16 protein-coding genes and 1 riboswitch are annotated in these 15,875 nt (G+C 37.3%); of the genes, 12 read left to right on the forward strand and 4 right to left on the reverse strand.

What is annotated here, in order from left to right:
* Positions 1-34 precede the first annotated feature (34 nt).
* Positions 35-733: a Crp/Fnr family transcriptional regulator gene (locus tag UFO1_RS04910; RefSeq protein WP_038668565.1), complete on the reverse strand. Its 699-nt coding sequence runs from the start codon at positions 731-733 to the stop codon at positions 35-37.
* A gap of 178 nt (positions 734-911) precedes the next feature.
* On the opposite strand from UFO1_RS04910, the gene ric reads away from it, so the two are divergent.
* The 7 genes from ric to UFO1_RS04940 all read left to right on the forward strand — a co-directional run bounded on the left by ric (position 912) and on the right by UFO1_RS04940 (position 7,424).
* Positions 912-1,625: an iron-sulfur cluster repair di-iron protein gene (gene ric / locus UFO1_RS04915; protein WP_038668567.1), complete on the forward strand. Its 714-nt coding sequence runs from the start codon at positions 912-914 to the stop codon at positions 1,623-1,625.
* A 72-nt stretch (positions 1,626-1,697) separates the two neighbouring features.
* The gene (locus UFO1_RS04920) at positions 1,698-2,888 is read left to right on the forward strand and encodes an anaerobic nitric oxide reductase flavorubredoxin (protein WP_038668569.1); all 1,191 of its coding nucleotides are present in this window, start codon (positions 1,698-1,700) and stop codon (positions 2,886-2,888) included.
* Positions 2,889-2,958: 70 nt separating this feature from the next.
* On the forward strand, positions 2,959-3,114 hold the full coding sequence (locus UFO1_RS25135; protein ID WP_158442776.1) for a hypothetical protein: 156 nt from the start codon (positions 2,959-2,961) through the stop codon (positions 3,112-3,114).
* Positions 3,115-3,266: 152 nt separating this feature from the next.
* Positions 3,267-4,046: an SDR family NAD(P)-dependent oxidoreductase gene (locus UFO1_RS04925; RefSeq protein WP_038668572.1), complete on the forward strand. Its 780-nt coding sequence runs from the start codon at positions 3,267-3,269 to the stop codon at positions 4,044-4,046.
* Between the two features lie 140 nt (positions 4,047-4,186).
* On the forward strand, positions 4,187-5,485 hold the full coding sequence (locus UFO1_RS04930) for an NCS2 family permease (RefSeq protein ID WP_038668574.1): 1,299 nt from the start codon (positions 4,187-4,189) through the stop codon (positions 5,483-5,485).
* Between the two features lie 180 nt (positions 5,486-5,665).
* A complete protein-coding gene (locus UFO1_RS04935) occupies positions 5,666-7,006 on the forward strand; it encodes a DEAD/DEAH box helicase (protein WP_038668576.1) in 1,341 nt (446 codons plus the stop codon).
* A gap of 55 nt (positions 7,007-7,061) precedes the next feature.
* On the forward strand, positions 7,062-7,424 hold the full coding sequence (locus UFO1_RS04940) for a VOC family protein (RefSeq protein ID WP_038668578.1): 363 nt from the start codon (positions 7,062-7,064) through the stop codon (positions 7,422-7,424).
* A 68-nt stretch (positions 7,425-7,492) separates the two neighbouring features.
* On the opposite strand, the gene UFO1_RS04945 is transcribed toward UFO1_RS04940, so the two are convergent.
* Positions 7,493-8,620: an HD-GYP domain-containing protein gene (locus tag UFO1_RS04945; RefSeq protein ID WP_038668581.1), complete on the reverse strand. Its 1,128-nt coding sequence runs from the start codon at positions 8,618-8,620 to the stop codon at positions 7,493-7,495.
* A 376-nt stretch (positions 8,621-8,996) separates the two neighbouring features.
* Between UFO1_RS04945 and UFO1_RS04950 the strand changes: the two genes are divergently transcribed.
* From UFO1_RS04950 to UFO1_RS04970, 5 genes are all read left to right on the forward strand, one after another.
* Positions 8,997-10,976: an LTA synthase family protein gene (locus tag UFO1_RS04950; RefSeq protein ID WP_038668584.1), complete on the forward strand. Its 1,980-nt coding sequence runs from the start codon at positions 8,997-8,999 to the stop codon at positions 10,974-10,976.
* A 215-nt stretch (positions 10,977-11,191) separates the two neighbouring features.
* Positions 11,192-11,389, forward strand: coding sequence for a hypothetical protein (locus UFO1_RS04955; protein WP_038668587.1), 198 nt, complete (start codon positions 11,192-11,194; stop codon positions 11,387-11,389).
* 73 nt (positions 11,390-11,462) lie between these two features.
* Positions 11,463-11,657, forward strand: a complete 195-nt coding sequence (locus tag UFO1_RS04960; protein WP_038668590.1) for a YwbE family protein — start codon at positions 11,463-11,465, stop codon at positions 11,655-11,657.
* Positions 11,658-11,701: 44 nt separating this feature from the next.
* The gene (locus UFO1_RS04965; protein ID WP_038668592.1) at positions 11,702-12,049 is read left to right on the forward strand and encodes a hypothetical protein; all 348 of its coding nucleotides are present in this window, start codon (positions 11,702-11,704) and stop codon (positions 12,047-12,049) included.
* A gap of 16 nt (positions 12,050-12,065) precedes the next feature.
* Positions 12,066-13,409 carry an MATE family efflux transporter gene (locus tag UFO1_RS04970; protein WP_038668594.1) on the forward strand — a complete coding sequence of 448 codons (1,344 nt, stop codon included), beginning with the start codon at positions 12,066-12,068 and terminating at the stop codon, positions 13,407-13,409.
* A 49-nt stretch (positions 13,410-13,458) separates the two neighbouring features.
* Here the strand turns inward: UFO1_RS04970 and UFO1_RS04975 are convergent, their stop codons facing one another.
* Together UFO1_RS04975 and UFO1_RS04980 are read right to left on the reverse strand one after the other, a co-directional pair.
* The gene (locus tag UFO1_RS04975) at positions 13,459-14,274 is read right to left on the reverse strand and encodes a MetQ/NlpA family ABC transporter substrate-binding protein (RefSeq protein WP_038668597.1); all 816 of its coding nucleotides are present in this window, start codon (positions 14,272-14,274) and stop codon (positions 13,459-13,461) included.
* A 131-nt stretch (positions 14,275-14,405) separates the two neighbouring features.
* On the reverse strand, positions 14,406-15,596 hold the full coding sequence (locus tag UFO1_RS04980) for a pyridoxal phosphate-dependent aminotransferase (RefSeq protein WP_038668599.1): 1,191 nt from the start codon (positions 15,594-15,596) through the stop codon (positions 14,406-14,408).
* A 71-nt stretch (positions 15,597-15,667) separates the two neighbouring features.
* Positions 15,668-15,772: riboswitch (SAM riboswitch) on the reverse strand.
* Positions 15,773-15,875 lie beyond the last annotated feature (103 nt).

Below are 15,875 nucleotides of genomic sequence, written 5' to 3' on the forward strand. Positions count from 1 at the left end.
CTACTTCTCGTGGAGATCAGCTAGCTGTTTTTTGTTAAAGTGAGTAACTCCTAAGTTTATCGAGAAGTAGGATTTGTTTCGGACTATTGATTTTTATAAATCCTTCTGCCTGTAGTTTAGAAATTTTACGGCTTAAGGTCTCGCGAGTAGTACCGAATAGGCTAGCTAGCTCATGTCTTGGCAAATTAATGGTGAGTCGGATGCCTTGAGGTGTAATGACTCCCTCTTTTTCTCCCATAATGCGCAGCCACGTAATTAATCGTTGCTCAATGGTTTGTAATGAAAGATTACTAATAAATTTTTCAGCGTTGGCAAGTCTTTCCGTTAGAGCATGCATCACACCTGCCGAAATTTCCGCGTTTTCCCTCATAATGTTTTTCAGGTCATCTCGGAAAAGTAGACAAATCCCTGTATCTTCCAATGTCTCAGCATTAAGAAGATAGTGCTGTTCATCCATTAATAATGCTAACTCTCCAAAGAAATCTCCAGGTTCTAATAGACGTACAATTTGTTGGCGACCATCCTCTGACATTTCATATACCTTTACCCGTCCGTAACGCACAATGTAAAGATGCTTGGCGATGTCTCCTTTGTTGAAGAGTATTGTACCCTTATGATAATTTTTCTTTTTAATTAGCGTATTAATTTTTTGTAATTCATTGATGTTGAGCATCTTAAAGATAGGTACGATACTAGCGCAAATGTGTTCTGTTTGGTCTATACAATTATGCATATGATACCTCAATTGATTTATATATTCTTTTCTCTATTATAACTTGCATTGTTTAGGGCATAAAGTTAATTTTGAAAATTGATTTATATCACTTTTTTTAATCGGAATAGATAGTATGATTAAATCAAAGTTGTGGGAGATACTGTAGTTAAATAGATTATTTTGGAGGTAAGGAATTATGGAAAAGAAATTTACATCTAGTCAGGCTGTGGGTGCTATTGTTGCAGAGTTCCCTCAAGCGGCTGAAATTTTTAAAGGATATAGAATCGACTTTTGTTGCGGTGGCGACAAAACGCTAAAACTAGCAGTACAAGAATTAGGTCTTGATGAGAATACTGTATTAGAACAATTAAACCAAACCTATAGTAAAACAGTAAATCAAAGTAAAAAAAGTGATGAAGTCGATTGGCGTAAGGAGTCCTTTACCACTCTTGTAGATCATATTGTTAATACACATCATCTGTACTTACAAAAAGAACTGCCACAAATCAGTGAATTTGTAACAAAAATCTTACGTGTTCATGGTCAAAATCATAGTGAATTAACGAGGGTACATAAATTGTTCCATACGTTAAAAATGGAATTGGAGCAACATCTGATCAAAGAAGAGGAGATACTGTTTCCTCTTATAAAAGAATATGAAAAGAATCCATCCGATCAGTTACTTGATAAAATTAAACAGGTGACCAATGATATTGAAGAAGAGCATGAGCAAGCAGGGGATATTATAAAAGAACTGCGTAACATTACCAAACAATATGAGTTGCCCGCGAATACTTGTACAACCTATCAACTTGCATATCAAAAATTAGAGGAAATGGAGTCGGATATTTTTCAACACATTCATTTGGAAAATAATATTCTTCATCCCCGTTTGCAAGGCAGAATTTAAAGGATCTAATAAGAGAGAATAGAGTGAGAAATAATAATTTCTAAAGATGAATAACAGTATGGGGGAATAAAGATGAGCTTTAAAATTAGAGACGGTCTTACATGGGTAGGGAAAATTGACTGGGAATTACGGACATTCCATGGTGAAGAATATTCGACTCACAAAGGGACGTCTTATAATTCTTATTTGATTCAGGACGAGAAGACAGTGTTACTAGATACAGTTTGGATGCCCTTTGCCCACGAATTTATTCAGAACTTAGAACGCGAAATTCCGTTAACAAAAATTGATGCTCTTGTCATTACTCATGGTGAAGTTGATCATAGTGGAGCCTTACCTGAACTAATGGAAAAAATTCCTAATGTACCTATTTACTGCACAGCCAATGCGGTGAAATCCTTAAAGGGACAATATCATCAGGAGTGGAATTTTAAAATAGTTAAGACTGGGGATAGGTTGAATTTAGGTTCAAAAGAACTCATCTTTGTAGAAGCACCAATGCTACATTGGCCCGATACCATGTTTGCCTATATGACAAGTGATAATATCTTGTTTAGTAGCGATGCCTTCGGTCAGCATTATGCATCAGCACTCATGTACAATGATCTTGTGGACCAAGGAGAATTGTACCAGGAATGCACAAAATATTATGCTAATATTTTGACTCCTCTAAGTAAATTTGTTGATAAAAAGATCAAGGAAGTTGTAGGCCTGAATCTACCAGTTGATATGATTTGTTCTAGTCATGGCGTTATTTGGCGCGATAACCCATTACAAATTGTTACTCAATATGCTAAGTGGGCCCTAGATTACCAAGAGAATCAAATTACCATCATATATGATACTATGTGGAATGGCACCCGCCGCATGGCCGAGGAAATTGCCCAAGGAATACAGTCAGTAGATGATACAGTAGTTGTAAAGTTATTTAATAGTGCAAAATCGGATAAAAATGATATTATTAGTGAAGTGTTTAAATCAAAAGCAATTATTCTGGGTTCTCCCACGGTTTACAAAGGAGTATTGTCCTCTATTGCAGGAATTATGGAAGAAATAAAAGGTTTGAATTTTAAAAATAAGAAAGCTGCTGCCTTTGGTGCTTATGGATGGAGTGGGGAAGGGACTAAGGTTTTATCTAGTTTACTGCAAAGCAGTGGTTTTACCTTAGTCAATGACGGATTGCGTGAACTATGGAATCCAGACGAGCAGGCTATTGAAAATTGTAAAAAATTTGGTAGGGACTTCCTCGCAATGATCAAATAAAAGCAGGAAAAATAGATAGATATCGTGAAGAGTAACTAATCATAAATTTCTTGATGCAGGAGGATGGATTTTGTCTGATATTATTACTCTTCTATTAATGATAGGTGTACCGTTTTTTTTATTTTTAGCAGTGAAAAAAAGAGTAAAGCAAGAGAGTAGCTGGAGATTATATGCAGGTGTAGCTGCAGGCATTTTTGTATTACTAATTATTATTGCAAAAATGTAAATAAGATCAAACATTGACTTTTTAGCAATAGTCAATGTTTGTTTTGTTACTTTTATGGATATCAGCAGGGAAAGATTGGGGAATGTAGAAAGAGAATAGATAGATTCATTATTGAAAAATGGTTTATGTAAATGAAATAGGAGGCTATAGAAATGAAAACATTACAGAATAAAATTGTATTCATTAGCGGTGCCAGCAGCGGCATTGGTAAGGCTTGTGCTGAATTATTTGCCCAGGCAGGGGCAAAATTAATCCTGTGTGCAAGAAGTGTTGAAAAAGTACAAGAAATAGCTGATGCATTGAAGGTTCAGTACCAAGCAGATGCATTAGCTTTAAAACTTGATGTCCAAGATAAGAATGCAGTAAACCAGGTAGTGGATACATTGCCTTCGGAATGGAAGAAAATCGATATTCTAGTCAATAATGCAGGCTTGGCTCGCGGCTTAGAAAAACTACATCAAGGTGATGTGGAAGATTGGGAAGCGATGATTGACACCAACGTTAAGGGGTTATTGTATCTGACGAGGAAGATTGTTCCTCAAATGTTAGAGAATAAAGTGAATGGGCACGTCATTAATATTGGTTCCATTGCTGGCATTCATGCTTATCCAGGTGGTGCAGTCTATTGTGCTACAAAATCAGCAGTCAAATTTTTAAGTGATGGACTTAGAATGGATGTGGTAGATACACCTATCAGAGTCACTAATATTCAGCCGGGTATGGTGGAAACCAACTTCAGTGTAATCCGGTTTCATGGTGACCAAGGAAAAGCTGATAATGTATATGCTGGCATTAAACCTCTTGTTGCAGAGGATATTGCGGATATTGTTGTTTATGCAGCCAGCGCACCAGCTCACGTTCAAATTTGCGAAGTAACAGTTACACCTACCAACCAAGCTACGGGTGGTGTCTTACATAAAGAGAAAAAGTAAATAGATTGCAAAGAGAGCCATCTAAACAGAAATGTTTAGGTGGTTTTTTTAGTATATACATACTAAGTGATATATGATAAAATAAATTTCGGCCTTTTGGCCAAAATACATAATGAGAAAAAAGAATAGAGGTGTTCTAATTGAGTTCATGGTTTCGACTAGAAGAGCGGGGAACTACGATATCGACTGAAATCATTGCTGGTATCACTACTTTTTTAACAATGGTGTATATTGTCATCGTAAATCCTGCTGTTTTACATATTGCTGGCATGGATTTTGATGGTGTATTTATGGCGACCATTTTAGCCAGTGCCTTAGCAACCTTAATTATGGGGATATTTGCTAATTATCCCATTGCGATAGCACCAGGCATGGGGATGAATGCATACTTTTCCTATAGTGTTGTATTGGCAAGTGGACATTCTTGGCAGGTAGCACTAGGAGCTGTATTTATAACAGGAATTATATTCCTATTGCTTTCCTTAACCAAATTTCGTTATGTTCTTATTGATTCCATCCCTACAAGCTTAAAACATGCAATTACTGCAGGTATTGGTTTATTTATCTCTTTTATTGGGCTACAAAATGCGAAGATTGTGGTTGCCTCCCCAGCAACCTTGGTAACATTAGGTAACTTAGGTGAACCAATTACCTTTATGTCAATCGTTGGTCTTGTGATTGCCCTAGTCTTAATGGTCTATCGTGTCAAAGGTGCTATATTTGTTGGTATGCTTATTACTTCCGCCATTGCCTATTTTCGAGGTATGTTAGTATTGCCAGATAGTTTATTTATGGTGCCCCATGGTATTGTAAATACTGCGTGGCAAATGAATGTGGCAGGTGTATTTGAGCAAGGACTCTATGCAGTGGTATTTACATTTCTGCTTATTACTTTATTTGATACGACAGGCACTATGTTGGGCGTAGCTGAACAGGCAGGGTTATTAAAAGATGGTAAATTCCCTCGTGTACGAGGAGCTCTCTTAGCCGATGCCGTAGGTACCACAGTAGGAGCTGCTTTAGGCACGAGTCCAACTTCTGCCTATATCGAATCAAGTTCGGGCGTTGCCGTAGGAGGACGCACAGGCTTGACGGCTGTAGTAACTGCTATCCTGTTACTAGTTACCTTGTTTTTTGCACCTGTAGCAAAAATGTTAGCGAGTATACCAGCTGTTACGGCACCCGCTTTGATTATTGTTGGGTTCTTCATGATGGAAGGATTACGCAATATTGATTGGAACGATTTGGAGGAGGCTTTTCCTGCGTTTTTAATTGTGATTGCCATGCCTTTAACTTATAGCATTGCTACAGGCATTGGTATTGGGTTTATTGTATATCCCATTTTAAAGGTACTGCGGGGAAAAGCAGGTGCAGTTCACCCTATATTATATGTATTTGCAATATTGTTTTTCATACAGCTAGGCTTTTTTAGCCATTGATAGAAAGAGAGTATTAGACGAAATCATGCTAATACTCTCTTTCTTGAAGGTAATCCTTATAGAGTATTTCCAGGAAATACGGCAAATGATTTCCCAATAATAAGGCATATGGTATGAAATAGTTGTACAAACTGGTATAATGACGAATAATCCAGAAGGATGAAGAAGAGGTGTTTTAAAATGGCGGATTTTAGTTCCCTAGGTATTAGACCAGAAATTAATGTTATATTGGCACAAAGCGGCATTACCGTACCAACGGATATACAAATACAGGCGATTCCTGTTTTACTGGCAGGTAAGGATGTTGTCGGACAATCTCAAACAGGTACAGGAAAAACGTTGGCATTTGTGCTGCCAATTTTAGAGAAAATTGAAGTGAATAAACCCATCGTACAAGCTTTAATCATTACTCCAACGAGAGAATTAGCCCTTCAAATTACGCAGGAAGTAACCAAATTGGCGGATAAGCTAGGAGTTCAAGTATTATCTGTATATGGAGGGCAAGATGTAGATCGACAAATTAAGAAACTAAAAAGTGGTGCTCAAATTGTAATAGGTACTCCTGGTCGCTTAATGGATCATTTACGACGCAAAACTATTTATCTTTCAGGGGTAAGTAAGCTAGTATTAGATGAAGCGGATCAAATGCTACATATGGGATTTTTGGATGATGTGGAGGAATTAGTTCGTCAAACATCTCCCAAACGGCAAACTATGCTCTTTTCAGCAACTATGCCTTCTAAGGTTCGTGGTTTAGCAGATCGTTATATGCGAAAACCCGTTGATATTCGGGTGCAAACCCCTAATATTACATTAGACGAAATCAAACAAATCATGGTAGAGGTTCCAGAACCAGAAAAGATGGCAAAGCTATGTACCATGATTGACGAATATCGCCCTTACTTGGCTATCGTTTTTTGTCATACAAAGCAGCGTGCCACGGCTGTGAATATAGCCCTTTCCCAGAAAGGGTATGATACAGATGAACTTCATGGAGATTTGTCTCAGGCAAAACGTGAGCAGGTTATGAGACGTTTTCGTGAGGCCAAGATTCAGATCTTAGTAGCAACGGATATTGCGGCTAGAGGATTGGATGTAGAAGGGATTACTCATGTATTTAATTATGATATTCCACATGATGTTGATAGCTACATTCATCGTATTGGACGAACAGGACGTGCAGGACAAACTGGTATGGCAATCACTCTTATAGATCCTCATGAGCAACCTTATGTGCGCCTCATTGAACAAGGGATCAGTGCATCCATTGAAAAACATAAAGTAAGTGGTCAAAGAGTAATTAGTAAAGATAAGAGAAGAGTTTTCCAAGACAAGAGAGAAGATCAAACAAAAGTAAGAGGAGAAAAAAAGGAAAATCCATTTATCCTGGGAAAACCGGAGAAAAAAAAGCCAGTTGGTCACAGTGGGGCTAATATAAGAAGCCGACGTAAACCAAAGGATACTGAAAAGTCCAATCAGCAGTACCAAGGCAAAAGCAAAGGCAAGAAAAGTAGAGCTTGACAAGGTCTTACTCTATTCTTATATAATATAATTAGTAAATAAAGGAGGTCGGGTTATGAATTTTAAATTTGCTCATAACAATCTAAATGTTTTAGATTTGAAAAAAAGCATGGAGTTTTACGAAAAAGCTCTGGGACTTGTAGAAACAGCAAGACGGGAAAAGGAAAATTTCACTCTCGTTTTTTTGGGTGATAACCAAACACCACATAAGCTAGAATTAACTTGGTTGAAAGATCGAACCACTTCCTATAACCTAGGGGACAATGAAATCCATCTTGCCTTTATTACCGATGATATGGAAAAAGCTCATGCTTTACATAAAGAAATGGATTGTATTTGCTATGAAAATAAGGCAATGGGTATTTATTTTATCCAAGATCCAGATGGATACTGGCTAGAAATCGTGCCCCAAAGATAATAGAAGACTTAAAATGAAAAAAACGACAGGTTGTTAGATAACAGCCTGTCGTTTTTTTGTGTACTTCTTTATAAAGTTAACTTTGCAATAAATACATCTTTATTTTTGCTTAAATCAATAAATTGACCATTATCTGTACGAACGACAAGAGACATAAAGAAAGGATGATTATAAATGATTTCTGCCTTGCGTCCATCGTTTAGTTCTACATTTAAATTAAAATCAAAGCTTTCCAAATAATGATCAAAAATATCAATGATAGCTGTATCGAATTTTGTTGCACCTTCTTGTGTTAACTTGGTGCGAATTGCAAAAAAGTTAGGAGTTGTATCTTTTTCATGGAGTAAAGAATCAAAAAGATTTGCATACCCAACAATTTGTGCATAAGGATGAATTTTGGCGGCAGTCAGGTGTAGCGGAAAACCACTACCATCTTGGTATTCATGATGATGTAACAAGATGAGAGTTGCTTCTCGCGGGAGGCCTAGACTTTTTACTAAATCGTAGCCAGCTTGTACATGTCCTTGGTAAAGGGATTGCTCTTCTAAAGATTTGCAATCCTCTTTACTGAAGATATTGTCCGGTAATTGTATTTTACCTATATCGTGGATTAATGCACCTAACACAATGGTATGGGTGGCATCCTCTGAATAACCTAACAATTTAGCTATCTTTGCAGAAATAATTGCGACAGACATACTATGATTGATTAAGTTTTCATGTCGGGCAGCAGTAATTTCCCGCTGCAAGGTATAGGCAAGTACGCCTGTTGTTGTTGTCGCATATTTGCAGATAATGTTGGCGATTACTGTCAATGAGGTAATGTCTTTCGATTCCTTAAGGTCTAATAGGATCTTTGAGAATTTGTGGCTAATATCACCGTATTGTTGTGAGGATTTCTCATTAAAAATAGAGGTTATTTCAGTTGGTTCCGTTTCTGCGATTGTTTTTATTTTGTCAAAGAGTTGGCTGTTCTTTGCGATGATTTCATCGAATTGTAGAGATAAGCGTAAATCATCATCTGTGTCTTTTTCTTCTCGCAACCGAATTTCTCGCACTCCCCATAATGCTAACAATGAAATTGTTTTCTCAGAGAGAGTAGTGCCTGCCGCTAGTAGAACTTGTCCTTCAGGGTTTAAAATGTGTTCTGCGATTATATCGCCGGGTTTTAGCTCTTTTGTTTTGGCTTTAATCATTTTATATCCTCCTAGTTGAAAAACTCTAAATGAGTTTTTTACCTTTGTGCCGTGCAGCTAAAAAATATAGTTTAATAAATTTACATTTTATAACAGTTGTGATCATAGCATTGTTTATAGAATAAAACATTTTCTAGGTAAGTACCTCTATCAAAAGGTATAGAGATGCAAAAATACTAGGAAAAATCAATAAAAGTTTACTTGTTAAAATCATATAACAAATTTGAAAATTTAGCGAGAAGAATTTGTCGAAGTATGGAAAAATAGGTGGAAAATTATAATCACCATCACAGAGTAAGAAAAATGCAGGATAATGTTGATAAATCTAGAAATACAAGAAAGCAAGGAATATGTTATAGGAAGGATGTTTATTTAAGTGTCAAGGTGGGAAGAGTTAATTAAAAATATTCAACAAGATGTTAAATTATTTTTATTTATATTAGGAGTTTTTTGTTTATTTCGTATTGGTTTTATTACCGTTTTAAACTCTTATATTAGTGAGGCGACTACGCTTAAGGATATATTTTTAGCCTTATATTATGGCATACGGATAAGCTTGAAAAGTGCAGGCTTAGTAACACTTACATCCTTTGCGTTTTGTACAATTCTTACTTTATTTATAAAGAAGGATAAAGTAAAACATGTTCGCTATATCCTAGGCTCCGTTTATATTGCAATACTAAGCCTTTTGTTTTATGCAAGAATTCCTTATTATGAACAGTTTCACATGGGGTTTAACCAACTATTATTTAATACCTTCAATGATGATGTGACCGCAATTTTTCATACGTTAGTCCAAGAATACAATCTTCCCATTCGCCTCGTCATGACTGGGCTGACGGGAATATTTTTATCCCAAGCATTAAAAGCATTGCTCCGTACCAAGACATTTGAATTGCCGCGTTTTTCTACTTGGTATAAAAATATTGCCTTTCGTGCATCCCTGCTGGTTCTTATTTATTATATTGTAATATTTGTGCGCTTTGGTGGAAGTATGACTTATGCCTATAATATTGACTGGGAAAATTCAGGGGTTACAAAGGATGAATTCCTAAATGAAGCCATTTTAGACGATGTGCAAGCGTTATACCGTGCGTATACCCTTCATGAACGGGTAACCGCATCCACCGGACTGGATATGGATCCAGGGAGGATGGTGGAATATGGTAATTATTTGGCTGGTCATCAGGTCAATTCACAAAATGTAGATGATTTTCTAAAGAAAGAGGCCCAAGGGACAAAAATTAAAAAGCCACAGCATGTATTTTTGATAATTGGGGAAAGTTATGCAAACTGGCCCTTGTTACCGCAATATAAAGATTTGAACATAGCAAATGGGATCAGAAACATTATAACCAAAGAAGATGCTGCTTACGTGCCCACATTTTTGCCCAATGGTATGAGTACTATCTCTGGGATTATGGGAATTACTACAGGGTTAGCGGAAGCCAATTTATATCTAACTTACCTGCCTGAATCTTATAAAGAACCTTACTCCACAGCCCTTGCACCACAAATGAAGAACTTAGGATATAAGCCTAGGTTTTGGTATGCAGGACCGACTTCTTGGGAACGAGTTAAAGATTTCACCTTAGCCCAAGGTTTTGAAGAGTTTTATGGCATGGGGGATATAGAGAGCCAGTCCGGGAATGTCTGGGGCTGCGATGATAAGTATTTATTTAAGGCTGTTGCCGCGAGGATCGATGATCCGCGCCCCACCTTTGATGTGATTATGAATATTTCGAATCATGCTCCTTATACTGTGGATTTAGAGAAAGAAGGGTTTGATCAGGATAGCGTGATCAGGGGCTTACCTGATAAATTAAGGGAAGATAAAGAACTCATTAAGAAATTAGGACATTTTTGGTATGCAGATAAGGTTATGGCCGAATTTATCGAAGAAATGAAGCAAAAATATCCAGATAGTTTGTTTCTTATTGTTGGCGATCATGCGGATCGGCTGAATCTCCAGTTAAATCCTAGTCTTTATGAACGCTATGCCATTCCTTTTATTGTTTATGGAAAAGGCATTACTAAAGATATTTTCCCCAAGCAGGTATCTGGTAGTCATATTAATGTAGCGCCAACCTTGCTTGAATTACTTTCCCCCCAAGGTTCTGTGTATCATTCCCTAGGAAATAGTTTGACGCGAGGCAATGATATCGGCTTTAATTACGGATTTTGGGTTACTCACGATTCAATCGGGAGAATAGGAAATGAGAGTGCGGAAAGTGTGACGGGGACACAACCTGCAGAGCCTCCTGACTTAGTTCTTATCCAGAAAGATATTGATGCTCGAAGGGCGATGTCCTGGTGGCGGGTTAAAAATGGGAAAAATATGAATACTAAAGAATGATTTGAACAGGACTTACCAATACTATGTAGAAGTAATAATATACCACCTGACAAGGAGGTTTTATAAAAAACTTGCTAGTATTTGCCGACAATAAAGTAATGAGAGATTCTCTTGTAACTCTGAAGAAACTAAACAAAGTAGATGTAGAAAGATTTACAACTAGCATATTGAAGGTGGAATTCATCCAATATGTTATCTTATAAAGGGGAAGTAAAATGACAAGATCCTTTACCTTATATAGTGATCAATTAAAGAAGCTTTTGCTTCAAGTAGAACAAAATGTGCAAAAAAATCCGTTGGCCACTGACGGTATTACTATCATGATTTCAGACGGTGATCCTTGTTTAAAAGTGTTTCAAAAGGTGGGCCATGATTGGATTTATTTAGATCAAGAAGAGTTTCGTGAATGGTAAATGCCAAGAAAAAAGACCCTGTACATCTTTGATGTGCGGGGTCTAAAGTTTGCTAAAAAGAAGGAGAAATAATATGAATGGGACAGAACGAAAAAATATTAGACCAGGTACTAAAGTAAAAATTGTACAAAAACAAGATCAACGTACTGGGCGGTTAACGGAAGGTGTAGTAAAAGATCTTCTGACAAATAGCGCGATTCATCCTCGGGGCATAAAAGTTCGTTTAGTGAATGGCATCGTAGGTAGAGTACAAGAGATCATTGGTTAATTGGTTCAATGTATTCTTAGCTTCATAAAGGGGAGGAGAACTATGTGAACTATATACCGGTTACCCAATCAAGAAAAGATCGAAGAAGCAAAAATCTGGCAGTTAGCAGAAAACTATTTTTTCAGGGGCTAAAATCTCTCTTTGTTCTGTTGGCGTGGGCATTTTTAGTATATTTATTCCAGCCGTTTATTACTGCTGTAGTATGGTGGCAAGGATATCAGCGACTACTACTAGGGAAAGCCACTGCTGTAGCCGCCGTAGTAAAAGTATTTACGATGATAGAATATGTCGTTTGCCTCAGTATTTTGTTTTTTTGGGCCATGCTTTCTTGGCAAGAGTGGAAGAAATGGCATTCTTTACACCTTGTGGAAAATGATGTAGTAAAAAAATAAATAATAGGTGTGAGATATGGAACAAACATATTCCTTAAAGGAAAAAGCAAAACAGTTTATGATTATTTTAATTCCTATTTTGGTGACACAAGTTTTTATGTGTGCCATGACTTTCTTTGATACTATGATGTCAGGACATGCTAGTGCAAATGATTTGGTAGGCGTTGCCATTGGATCAAGTATGTGGATGCCTGTTTTCACAGGGTTAAACGGAATTTTATTTGCAGTGGTTCCCATCGTTGCTCAACTTCTTGGTGGCAAACGAAAGGAAGAAATCCCCTTTATTGTAATTCAAGCTGTCTATCTAGCCATAGCGATAGGAGTCGTTGTAATAATTGGTGGTGCCTATGCCGTTCAGCCTATTTTGAATAAGATGGAGCTCAATCCTGTAGCCTATGATATTGCGCAAAATTTTTTAAAAGCCATTTCTTTTGGTATTATACCTTTGTTTATATCGACAGTGCTTCGCTCGTTCATTGATACCTTGGGTTATACAAACATAACGATGCTAATTTCTATGGTTGCCTTACCAATTAACGTATTATTTAACTATGTACTTATTTTTGGCAAGTTCGGTTTTCCTCAGTTAGGTGGTGTAGGGGCTGGATGGGCTTCAGCAATTACTTATTGGTGCATTGTTATCATCAGTGCCTGCGTCATACAGTACCGGCAGCCATTTCGCACATACCACATATTTAGTCGGTTTTATCGATTCTCTCTTGCCGTATGGAAAGAACAGCTTAGAATTGGGATACCAATTGGCAGTGCCATTTTTTGTGAAACGAGTATTTTTGCAGTGATTACCCTGCTTATGAGTGAATTTAGTGAAGCGACCATTGCTGCTTATCAGGTAGCGATTAATGTTGCTGCCCTTATCTATATGATACCTCTGAGTATTTCCATGGCATTAACCATCGCCGTTGGGTTTGAAGTAGGAGGTAAAAGATACAAAGATGCTAAGCAATATAGTTATATTGGGATTGGTATCGCATTGATTATGGCTGTGCTTGCTGCTTTAGTCTTATATTTTTGGAATGAGCAGGTAGCCCGCTTATATACAGACGATGTGGCAATTCGGAACCTAGTGCAACAATTTTTACTATATGCAGTATTTTTTCAATTGTCTGATGCAATTGCTACACCAGTACAAGGATCGTTACGAGGTTATAAAGATGTACGCATTACATTTATTATGGCGATGATTTCTTACTGGGTCGTAGGTTTGCCCCTCGGATATGTCTTAGCGCATCATTCTTGGTTAGGAGCTTTTGGTTACTGGATTGGATTGATCGTTGGTTTAGCTTTTGGCGCTATATGTCTATCAGCACGATTAGTCAGAGTACAGCGTAAATATGTGTAAAAAAGCTGCCCTTTTAAAAAGGGCAGCTTTTTTACACATATTTAAATTTTTACCAAGCAGCTGTTACAGAACCTTTAAAGTGTTCTTGTATAAATGCTTTTACTTCATCCGAGTGGTATGCTTTTATTAATTTTTGTATGGCTGGGTTTTCTTTATCTTTGCTACGTACGGCAATGATATTTGCATATGGCGAATTAATATCTTCAATGGCAATCGCATCTTTAGTAGGTACTAATCCAGCGGTAATTGCATAGTTGGTGTTAATGGCGGCAACATCCATGTCAGCTAAGGAACGAGGAATTTGTGCTGCGTCTAACTCCTTAATTACAATTTTCTTAGGATTTTCAACAATGTCAGTAACAGCTGCCTTAAGGCCAATTCCTGGTTTTAGTTTAATGAGGCCAAGTTTTTCTAATAATAGTAGAGCTCTTCCTCCGTTTGTAGGGTCGTTAGGAATAGCAACAACAGCGTTTACTGGTAGGTCGGCAATATTTTTTAATTTACTAGAGTAAATACCCATTGGAAAAATAACTGTATTTGCTAAGGATATGATATCGTAGTTACGATCTTTGATAATGTTATCAAGGTAAGGTTTATGTTGAAAACTGTTAACATCGATATCGCCTTGATTTAAAGCTACGTTAGGTTGAATGTAGTCATTAAATTCAACAATTTCAATTTTTAAGCCGTCTTTCTCGGCTATTTTTTTAACTTGCTCCATTACTTCTGCATGGGGGCCAGCAGTAACACCTACTTTAAGTGGTTTTTCTATCTTTGCTGTACTTTGTTGGCTGCACCCAGCAGATAAGCCTAGGATAAAGATGAGGGTTAACAAAAGGGAAATAAACTGAATTGATTTCTTCATAATGAATATACCTCCTATTTAATAATGTGATGGATTATTTTACGGAATCAGAAAGTATAACACTTTCTTGATTCCAAGTAAGAACGACTAAGGCTTCCGCCTGCGTCTGAGGACTTGGCTTAAGCCAAGTCTTATCTTAATTTTTGCAATCTTTCTACTGCGGCTTCCAGTGTGGCTAATTGTTTGCAGAAGCAAAAACGTATAAAACGATGTTTGTCATTAGCATTTTCTTGATAGAAACTAGAACCTGGTACGACAGCAACGCCAATTTTTTCAGCTAAGTAGCGAGCAAAGTCAATATCATTTTTCCACCCGAAGGAGGCGATATCAGCCATAATGTAGTAGGCTCCATCAGGACGAATGCACTCAAAACCGATGGCAGCTAATTCTTTTAACATGAAATCTCGGCGTTGACTATAAAAATCGACTAACTTTTCATAATAAGTAGCAGCAAAACCCATGGCATGGGCAGCAGCTTCTTGCAACGGGGCAGCTGCACCCACTGTTAAGAAATCATGCATTTTCCGTATGGACTGGCTTATTTCAGGAGATGCGATAACATAACCAATACGCCAGCCAGTAACACTGTAGGTTTTGGATATACTATTAATCGTAATGGTTCTATCTGCCATGCCAGGTAAGGTAGATAGAGGAATGTGTTTGATTTCGTCATAGATGATATGCTCATATATCTCATCAGTAATCGCTAAAACATCGTATTGAATACAAAGCTTAGCAATTAAGTCTAATTCTTCTCGATTGAACACCTTACCTGTTGGGTTGTTGGGAGTGTTAATAATAATAGCTCTTGTGCGTTCGGAAAAAGCAGCGATTAATTCTTCTTGATTAAAGGAAAAAGCTGGAGGATGTAATTGTACATATTTAGGTGTTGCACCGCAGAGTATAGCATCTGGGCCGTAATTTTCATAGAACGGCTGAAAAATAATAACTTCATCTCCAGGGTTAATCGTAGCCAAAAGTGTTGCCACCATTCCTTCTGTAGAACCGCAACACACCGTGATTTGCTTTTCTGGATCAATGTCAAGGTTGTAATCTCGTTTATTTTTCTGGGCAATGGCATCTCTTAGGGATTTGGTACCCCAAGTAATCGCATATTGGTTGTGGTTTTCTAAGATTGCTTTAACAGCGGCTTCTTTGATTTCATCTGATGCAGGAAAATCTGGAAATCCTTGTGCCAAATTGATGGCTTTATGAGCAGTGGCAATACGAGACATTTCCCGAATGACGGATTCGGTAAAGCGGCTAGCTTTTTCTGAGGCGTATTTTCTTAGAGCCTGGGTTGGTTGTGAATTATGGTTCATGCTACTTACTCCTTTTTCTTTACAATAAAAAATCTTCTTCATAAGATGAAGAAGATTTTATTTCAAAATAATCTTCATCTCCCAGGAATACTCCTGTTGGAATTGGCACCGTTCGCAGTATGCGGTGGTTGCCGTAGCTTCATCGGGCCAATCCCTCAGCTAACTCTTGATGAATATATGCTGTTATTGAAAATAATAGTAGCATGCGATCTAGATCATGTCAAGTAAGTTTAAAAAGACAGATTCTTTTGTCAATTGACATGTAAACTTTACAAACGT

It is taken from the genome of Pelosinus sp. UFO1 (assembly GCF_000725345.1).
Taxonomy (GTDB): Bacteria; Bacillota; Negativicutes; order DSM-13327; family DSM-13327; genus Pelosinus.

Bases quoted from the DNA above. Each gene is read 5' to 3' on its own strand.
- UFO1_RS04910 (WP_038668565.1), bottom strand. From the start codon at position 733: ATGCATAATTGTATAGACCAAACAGAACACATTTGCGCTAGTATCGTA.
- ric (WP_038668567.1), top strand. From the start codon at position 912: ATGGAAAAGAAATTTACATCTAGTCAGGCTGTGGGTGCTATTGTTGCA.
- UFO1_RS04920 (WP_038668569.1), top strand. From the start codon at position 1,698: ATGAGCTTTAAAATTAGAGACGGTCTTACATGGGTAGGGAAAATTGAC.
- UFO1_RS04925 (WP_038668572.1), top strand. From the start codon at position 3,267: ATGAAAACATTACAGAATAAAATTGTATTCATTAGCGGTGCCAGCAGC.
- UFO1_RS04935 (WP_038668576.1), top strand. From the start codon at position 5,666: ATGGCGGATTTTAGTTCCCTAGGTATTAGACCAGAAATTAATGTTATA.
- UFO1_RS04940 (WP_038668578.1), top strand. From the start codon at position 7,062: ATGAATTTTAAATTTGCTCATAACAATCTAAATGTTTTAGATTTGAAA.
- UFO1_RS04945 (WP_038668581.1), bottom strand. From the start codon at position 8,620: ATGATTAAAGCCAAAACAAAAGAGCTAAAACCCGGCGATATAATCGCA.
- UFO1_RS04955 (WP_038668587.1), top strand. From the start codon at position 11,192: ATGACAAGATCCTTTACCTTATATAGTGATCAATTAAAGAAGCTTTTG.
- UFO1_RS04960 (WP_038668590.1), top strand. From the start codon at position 11,463: ATGAATGGGACAGAACGAAAAAATATTAGACCAGGTACTAAAGTAAAA.
- UFO1_RS04970 (WP_038668594.1), top strand. From the start codon at position 12,066: ATGGAACAAACATATTCCTTAAAGGAAAAAGCAAAACAGTTTATGATT.
- UFO1_RS04975 (WP_038668597.1), bottom strand. From the start codon at position 14,274: ATGAAGAAATCAATTCAGTTTATTTCCCTTTTGTTAACCCTCATCTTT.
- UFO1_RS04980 (WP_038668599.1), bottom strand. From the start codon at position 15,596: ATGAACCATAATTCACAACCAACCCAGGCTCTAAGAAAATACGCCTCA.